This window comes from Pseudomonas sp. FSL R10-0056 (assembly GCF_009600105.1).
Classification (GTDB): Bacteria; Pseudomonadota; Gammaproteobacteria; order Pseudomonadales; family Pseudomonadaceae; genus Aquipseudomonas; species Aquipseudomonas bubulae.
This window is the reverse complement of record NZ_WIWL01000204.1, coordinates 130,794-138,027: the sequence shown is the minus strand read 5'-3', so window position 1 is coordinate 138,027 and position 7,234 is coordinate 130,794. Positions and strand designations below refer to the sequence as shown.

Here is a 7,234-nt window from a genome sequence, read left to right as displayed (position 1 = left end):
GGCCGGGGCCATTGCCGGCGGTGCGCTGCAAACCGCGCGCAGCTACGGCAGCCGCTTGCTGGGCAAGTTCAAGGGCCAGCGCGAGTTGACCGTGGACGACAGCGTGTTACGCCTGCTGGCGTTGCGCCAACGGCAATTGCTGCACGCTCTCAATGCTCGCGGGCATGCGGCGGTGGACAGCATCAAGGTCGCCACCCCGCAGGACAAGACCTGGCGCGAAGGCAAACTGCCCGAAGCCCTGAACAAGGCGCGGGCGCACCCGCAATGGTCGTCGCTCAACCCGCATCCGAAGTTGAGCCAGGCTGAGCGTCAGGAGCAGATTGAGTTGTTGGCCGGGCAGATCTAAGTACCGGCTTACCCCCCGTGGGAGCGAGCCTGCTCGCGATTGGATCATCACTGATACACCGCGTCGTTTGTTTCGCGAGCAGGCTCGCTCCCACAAGAATGGGTACTTAACCCTCTAACAGGCGGACGGCTTTGGCCTTGAGGATTTGCAGGTCGATAACTGGCACATGCATCTGCTTGGCCTGTTCATCCCATACCCGCATGCGCAGGCTCAACCCGCACAACGGGTCCTGCTCGAAGGCATCCGCCTCGGCCTCGCTCATCACCCCGCCCTGATAACCCAGGGTGCGAATGCTCGCCTCACTCAACAAATCGAAATACCCCGGCTGACGCAAGGTCAGGTAACGCTTGGCCTGTACATGGTATTCCACCAGTTTGGCCAGCCGCTCGCTAAACCCGGCACGGCGCAGATAATCGGCGCCCACCCGCTCATGGCTGACTACACCGTATCCATCCATGTTCTTCGCATCATTGACGCAAAAGTGCCCGATATCGTGAAAGAACGCGGCCAACACCACTTCATCGTCATAACCTTCATCCAGCGCAAGCTGTGCGGCCTGGGACATATGCTCGATCTGTGACACCGGCTCGCCGATGTAATCATCGGTACCGTATTGCCGGTACAAGCCAAATACTTCTTCAACCACTTGCTGTGCGTGTGTCATCACATCTCCTCCAGCATCCGGGCGATATTGCCCTCGGCCATTGCCGGGCCCACGCTCATGCCCACGCCCGTGTGCATCAGCGCCGCATTCAGACCGGGCGCCACCTGCAGCCAGGTAAAAGGCCTGGCCCCTTTGGCACCATAGACGCCCTGCCAGCGCTCGACCACCTGCACTTCACAACCCAGGGTTTCTTCGCACAATTGCAGCATCCAGTTATCCACCTGTTCGCCGTTGAAGGGTGAGGAATCCTCACTGTAATCATGAGAATCGCCGACGATCAAATCACCATAAGGCGTCGGGCTGATCAGCAGGTGAATGCCGTGCTGCTCCAGATGCGGGCTGTCACGCTGGATTTCGGCCTGCACTGGCGCCGCTTCGGGCAAGTCGGCAAAAGCGCCGTAATGCACACAGCTCAGGCCGGTCAGCAGGGCGTGTTGCAGCCTCAAGTTGACCTTGGGCCGCACGCGCAGCATTTGCAGGCGACAGATCCTCGGGTTGAGCCGGGCCAGTGGCTCGGCCAGCAGGGTCAGGTAATCGTGCCCCGAGCACACAATCACCTGCGAACCCTTGAAACTCCCCGCCGTGGTATGGACCTGACCGGGTTCGACCTCGCGCACCAGGGTCGAAAAATGAAATTCGACGCCCAGCTCACACTGCAAATAGTTGATAAGGGCCGGAATGGCTTCGCGTGAATACACCTGCTGGTCGTCAAGGCCATGCAAAGCGGCGCGATGATGGCTGAACTGGCCACCGTACAGCGCATCCATTTCTGCACCGCGCAATAATTCGGCGCGGTAGCCGAACTCGCGTGCACGACCTTGGCAGAACGCCTCAAGCAAGTGCTCTTCGGCTTCGGTGCGGGCGAACAGGTACGAGCCGTTGCGCTTGAGATCAAAGCCTGCGCGCTGCGCCCAGACTGCCCAAATGTCGCGGCTGGCACGGGCCAGATCGAGCATCACGCCCGGTGGTTGGCCGGTGACCAGCGCCTGGCCGAAATTGCGCACCGAGGCGCCCAGTGGCGTGGCGGTGCGTTCGAAGACGCGTACCTTGAGACCGCGTCTTGCAGCGGCGTAGGCGTGGGACAAGCCCAGAATGCCGGCGCCGACGATAAGGATTGGTTGAGTCATCACGATGTCCTGAAGGGCAACTTCACTTCCCTTGTGGGAGCGGGCTTGCTCGCGATACAAGCGCCGCGGTGCGGCTGTCCAACCGCAGCGATCCAATCGCGGGCAAGCCCGCTCCCACAGGTCTTTTGTGGCTACAAAACTACTGCGCCGCTTTCTCGGACTTGCCGTCATAGCGTTTGCGCCACTCGGCCAGGATGCTGTCGCGGTTCTGTGAGGCCCAGGCGAAGTCGTTCTTGATCAGGCGCTGCTCGTAGTCGGCTGGCAGCTCGGTCTGTGGCTTGGCGATGTCGGGCTGGGCGAGTACCGCGAAGTTCTCTTTATAAAGCTCCATCGCCGCGGGGCTTGCGGAGAAGTCAGCCAGCTTTTTTGCTGCCTCTTCGTGCGGCGTCCCCTTGATTACAGCCGTCGCTTCGATTTCCCAACCCAGGCCTTCTTTAGGCAACACGATATCCAGCGGTGCCCCCTGACGCTTGAGCTGTACGGCCGGGTATTCAAAGGAGATACCGATCGGGAATTCCCCCGCAGCTGCCAGCTTGCAAGGCTTGGAACCTGAATGAACGTACTGGCCGATGTTCTGGTGCAGGTCGTCCATAAATTGCCAGCCCTGTTTCTCGCCGAAGGTCTGCAGCCAGGCGCTCACATCCAGAAAGCCGGTGCCGGACGAGGCCGGGTTGGGCATCACGATTTTGCCCTTGTATTCAGGCTTGGTCAGGTCCTGCCAGCTCACCGGCTTGCTCAGGCCCTGTTTTTCCGCCTCGATGGTGTTGAAGCAAATGGTCGCGGCCCACACGTCCATGCCCACCCAGGCCGGCGGGTTGGCTGCATCGCGGTAGTTGCCGCCGATCTTGGCCAGGTCCCTGGGGGCGTAGCTTTGCAGCATGCCCTGCTGGTCGAGGATCGCCAGGCTGGATGCCGCCAGGCCCCACACCGCATCTGCTTGCGGACGGGCTTTTTCCGCCAGCAGCTTGGCGGTGATGATGCCCGTGGAATCGCGCACCCACTTGATCTCAATGTCCGGGTTGGCCTTTTCAAAGGCCTGCTTGTAGGTCTTGAGCTGTTCGGCTTCCAGGGCCGTGTACACGGTCAGTTCAGTTTTGGCAGCGAACGCATTGAAGCTAAAAGCAGTGAGGACAGCAGCGGCAAGAGCAAGAGGCTTGAACATGGTGCGGTTCCTTTTGGGGTGTAGGGGCAGGGTTGTTGTTATTGCGCGGGCGCACCCTGGCGCCAGGCCTGGGAGCGGCGCAGCAAACCGCGCGAAGCCCATGCCAGCAGCAAGGACATACCCGCCGAAGTGAACAGGATCAGGGTCGACATCGCCGCCGCGCCGCCAACGTTGCCGGCGTCGTCCATGTTCAGCACCGCCACCGCCGCGAGGATGGTGTCGGGGCTGTAAAGGAAGATCGCCGCCGACACGGTGGTCATCGCCGAGACAAACAGGTAGCGCATGATGTCCAGCAGTGCGGGTAGACAGATCGGCACGGTGACGCGCCAGTAATGGCGATAGAGCGGCGCCTTGAGCGACAGTGCGGCGGCTTCGAATTCGCCGTCGAGCTGGCGCAGGGCCGTGGTCGCAGTCATTTGTGCAGTGGTCAAATAATGCGCAATGGTGCAGGCCACCAGCAGGGTCATGGTGCCGTAGAGCACATGCAGCGGGTTGCCCGGCAGGTTGAAAAAGAACACGTAGCCCAGTCCCAGCACCAGCCCCGGCACGGCCATCGGCACAAAGCTGAGCATGCGCAGGGCCAGGTTGAGGCCTTTCTGGCTTCTGGTTTTCTCCATCAGATAGGCGCCGGTGAAGATCACCAGACTGCCAATCACCGCCGTACACAGCGCCATCGTTACACTGTTGCGATAGGCCAGCCAGCCGCCGCCTGCGGTGTCGTTGAACTGGTAGTGGTTGAGCGATAGCGACAGGTTATATGGCCAGAACTTGACCAGCGACGAGTACACCGCCATCCCGAAGACCAGCAACAGGGTGGCGCAAATCAGCAGCACAATGGCCAGATAACAGCGGTCACGGCCCTTCGACGGCACGGGTTTGAACACCTGGGCGCGGCCACTCATCGAATCGCCATGCTGGCGGCGCAGCCAGGCATCAACGCCGAAACTGAACAGTGCAGGCAACAGCAGGACCATGCCGATCAAGGCGCCGCGACCGAATTGCTGCTGGCCGACTACGGCCTTGTAGGCTTCAAGCGCCAGCACCTGATAGTCGCCACCCACCACCACGGGCACACCGAAGTCGGTGATGGTCAGGGTGAAGACCAGGCAGAACGCGGCAAACACGGCCTGTTTGGTGCCCGGCCAGGTAATGCTGCGAAAGGCCTTGAAAGGCCCGGCCCCCATGCTCGATGCAGCGTCAAACAAACGTGCATCGGCCAGAGACAAAGCCGACAGCAAAATCATCAAGGCGTGCGGGAAGGTGTAGATGGCCTCACCGAGAACGATGCCCCAGAAGCCGTAGATATTGTCGCTAACCAGCCCACGTAACATGCCCTGGTTACCAAACAGATACACCAGCGCGATGCCCGGCAGCATTGAAGGTGCCATCAGTGGCAGCAACGACAACCCGCGCCAGATGCGTTTGCCGGGGATCATGGTCCTTTGCAGGGCGTAGGCAAACAGATACGCCAGCGGTACGACGATGGCCGCCACGCTGAGGGAAACCTTAAGGCTATTACCCAGTAGCCAGTGAAAGTTGGCGCTGGTGACCAGTTCTCGCGCCGCGACCCAGCCGCCGCCCTGGCCGTCTTCGGCACTGAAGCCGCGCCAGAAGATAGCCAGCAACGGCATCAGCACCGCCACGCTCAACAACAGCAGTAACAGCAGCTTGCCGCCGACCACGAAGATACGGTCACCGAGTTCCGCTCTGCTGGCTTGGCGGGACATTTTGCCGGGCAATGGCAGGGCCATTTCAGCGGCCATGTCAGGCAAACACCTGCAGGCTGCCGGGTGGCAGGGCGACAAAAATATCCGGTGTGCCGAGGCGCGGCAGGTCCTGACTGCCGACTTCGGCCGTCAGGGCATGACCCGGCAGGTGGTTGAGTTCGAAGCTCATGCGGCAGCGATTGCCAAGAAAGGTAATTTCCCGAACCCGGGCCGGGAACAGGTTTTCCTGATGCAGTACCGGATTGACGCTGATGGCTTCGGGACGGCAGAACAAACGCCCCGAGGCGGCGCGGCCAGCGTCATCTGCCAGGCGCATGTTCATGCCGCCGACCTGAGCGTGGGTAGCACTGTTGCGCAAAAACGGTAGCCAGTTGCCCTGCCCCACAAATTCGGCGACAAACGGCGTGGCCGGCTTGTCGTAGATTTCTTGCGGGGTGGCGTACTGCTCGACCTTGCCGTTGTTCATCACAGCAATACGGTCGGCCATCAGCATGGCTTCGTCCTGATTGTGGGTGACCATCAGCGTGGTGATGCCCAGGCTGCGCTGCAATTGGCGCAGTTCGGTACATAAATGCTCACGGACGCGGGCATCCAGGGCCGACATTGGCTCGTCGAGCAATAGCAGAGACGGCGATGGCGCCAGGGCACGGGCCAGGGCGACCCGCTGCTGCTGGCCACCGGAAAGCTGACCCGGGAATTTCTTTTCGCTGCCGGTCAGGCCCACCAACTCCAGCATGTCGCCGACGCGCTTGCGCACCACCTCACGATTGCTGCCAGCCAGGCCGTAGGCAATGTTGGCCTCAACAGTCAGATTTGGGAACAAAGCATAGGACTGAAACAGAATCCCGTAATCACGGGCCTGCGGCGCCAGCTCGGAGACATCGCGATCACCCAGGTACAGTGCGCCCTTGTCCTGATGCTCCAGGCCTGCGATACAACGCAACAGCGTGGTCTTGCCGCAACCGGACGGGCCGAGCAGACACACCAGCTCGCCTGCAGCCACCTCCAGCGAGACGTTATCCAGCGCGGTAAAGGCGCCAAAGCGCTTGCTCACATTGCGCACCTTCATCGGCACGCCGGGCTGGGTAAAAGCGGTTGTGTTCGAGCTGTTCATGGATGCACCTCATCAAGCAGATAAGGGCCATCCTAGAGATGCAATGCGTACAAGATGTGGCAGCAAGGCCAAAGCAGCCGATAGTGGTATTGGTGGATTTGGGTATGGGTGCAGGGTCATTGTGGGAGCGGGCTTGCTCGCGATGGCCTTACCGCGTTTTGCCTGACACACCGCATCGTCTGCATCGCGAGCAAGCCCGCTCCCACAGTGGTTGTGGTCAGGCCGGGGCCATTTCCTGCGCCAGCCCCAGAAACGCCGCCGGCAAACGCGCGGCTTTTCGCTCTTTGAGGCAGTACAGGTACTCATGGATCACTGGCGCATTCTCAAGGGTCAGTACCCGTAACTGCGGGTCATGAGGTACTTCCTGGCGAGCGATGATGCTGATGCCGATATTGCGCAGCACCGCTTCGCGGATCGACTCCCGGCTGCCAATTTCCAGCAGCGGACCAAAACTCACCCCGGCATTGGCCAGCAGGTCTTCGGTCAACTGGCGCGTGGTCGAACCTTGCTCACGCATCAACAAGCAATGCCCGGCCAGCGCACTGAGCGGTACATGCTCTAGCTTGGCCAACGGGTGATTGCGATGCACCGCCAGCACCAGCGGATCGGCACCCAGGACGCGGCGGATCAGGCGCGGGTCTTCCACCAGTTGTGAGGAAGCCGCGATATCGACCCGGTATTCGTCCAGTGCCTCCAGCACCTGCTGGGAGTTGCCGATATCCACCGCCACCTCGATCTGCGGCAAGCGTTCGCGAAAGGCTTTAACCAGATCCAGGATGTAATACGGCGCGGTCGCGGCAATGCGCAGCATGCCGGTGCCCTGGCCGCTGTTGCGCAAAAAGAATTCGATATCGGCTTCTTGCTGCAGCAACGCCTTGACCATCGGCAGCAGGCGTACGCCGTCATCGCTGAGGGTCAGGCGCCGGCCGCCACGGTAAAACAGCTCTACACCGTACTGGCTTTCGAGATTGCGGATTTGCGTGGTCACAGTCGGCTGGCTCAGCCCGAGCTTTTTGGCGGCCTGAGTAATGCTGCCCAGTTGGGCCACCCGGTAAAACGCTTTCAGCTCGGCACTCAGCACAACAGCCCCTCTT

General features: G+C 61.0%; 7 protein-coding genes. 1 reads left to right on the top strand and 6 read right to left on the bottom strand.

All coding sequences use genetic code 11. From position 1 onward, the window contains the following. A partial coding sequence (locus GHO42_RS19365) for a DUF3482 domain-containing protein (RefSeq protein ID WP_153384173.1) occupies positions 1 to 346 on the top strand: 346 nt, incomplete at its 5' end. Between the two features lie 106 nt (positions 347 to 452). Here GHO42_RS19365 and GHO42_RS19360 read toward each other — a convergent pair. From GHO42_RS19360 to GHO42_RS19335, 6 genes are all read right to left on the bottom strand, one after another. Continuing rightward, a complete protein-coding gene (locus GHO42_RS19360; RefSeq protein WP_095017838.1) occupies positions 453 to 1,010 on the bottom strand; it encodes a phosphonate degradation HD-domain oxygenase in 558 nt (185 codons plus the stop codon). Beyond that, positions 1,010 to 2,137 carry a TIGR03364 family FAD-dependent oxidoreductase gene (locus GHO42_RS19355; RefSeq protein WP_153326705.1) on the bottom strand — a complete coding sequence of 376 codons (1,128 nt, stop codon included), beginning with the start codon at positions 2,135 to 2,137 and terminating at the stop codon, positions 1,010 to 1,012. The genes GHO42_RS19360 and GHO42_RS19355 overlap by 1 nt, the downstream gene beginning before the upstream one ends. A 139-nt stretch (positions 2,138 to 2,276) precedes the next feature. Next, complete coding sequence (locus GHO42_RS19350) at positions 2,277 to 3,299, bottom strand: putative 2-aminoethylphosphonate ABC transporter substrate-binding protein (protein WP_153326707.1); 1,023 nt, start codon at positions 3,297 to 3,299, stop codon at positions 2,277 to 2,279. A 38-nt stretch (positions 3,300 to 3,337) separates the two neighbouring features. Beyond that, the gene (locus tag GHO42_RS19345) at positions 3,338 to 5,062 is read right to left on the bottom strand and encodes a putative 2-aminoethylphosphonate ABC transporter permease subunit (RefSeq protein WP_095017840.1); all 1,725 of its coding nucleotides are present in this window, start codon (positions 5,060 to 5,062) and stop codon (positions 3,338 to 3,340) included. 1 nt (position 5,063) lies between these two features. After that, a complete protein-coding gene (locus GHO42_RS19340; RefSeq protein ID WP_095017841.1) occupies positions 5,064 to 6,140 on the bottom strand; it encodes a putative 2-aminoethylphosphonate ABC transporter ATP-binding protein in 1,077 nt (358 codons plus the stop codon). Positions 6,141 to 6,357: 217 nt separating this feature from the next. After that, positions 6,358 to 7,221, bottom strand: a complete 864-nt coding sequence (locus GHO42_RS19335; RefSeq protein WP_095017842.1) for a LysR family transcriptional regulator — start codon at positions 7,219 to 7,221, stop codon at positions 6,358 to 6,360. Between the last annotated feature and the right edge of the window lie 13 nt (positions 7,222 to 7,234).

What these genes read in the sequence shown, in the direction of transcription:
- GHO42_RS19360 (WP_095017838.1), bottom strand. Translation starts at nt 1,010, where the DNA reads ATGACACACGCACAGCAAGTGGTTGAAGAAGTATTTGGCTTGTACCGG.
- GHO42_RS19355 (WP_153326705.1), bottom strand. Translation starts at nt 2,137, where the DNA reads ATGACTCAACCAATCCTTATCGTCGGCGCCGGCATTCTGGGCTTGTCC.
- GHO42_RS19350 (WP_153326707.1), bottom strand. Translation starts at nt 3,299, where the DNA reads ATGTTCAAGCCTCTTGCTCTTGCCGCTGCTGTCCTCACTGCTTTTAGC.
- GHO42_RS19345 (WP_095017840.1), bottom strand. Translation starts at nt 5,062, where the DNA reads ATGGCCGCTGAAATGGCCCTGCCATTGCCCGGCAAAATGTCCCGCCAA.
- GHO42_RS19340 (WP_095017841.1), bottom strand. Translation starts at nt 6,140, where the DNA reads ATGAACAGCTCGAACACAACCGCTTTTACCCAGCCCGGCGTGCCGATG.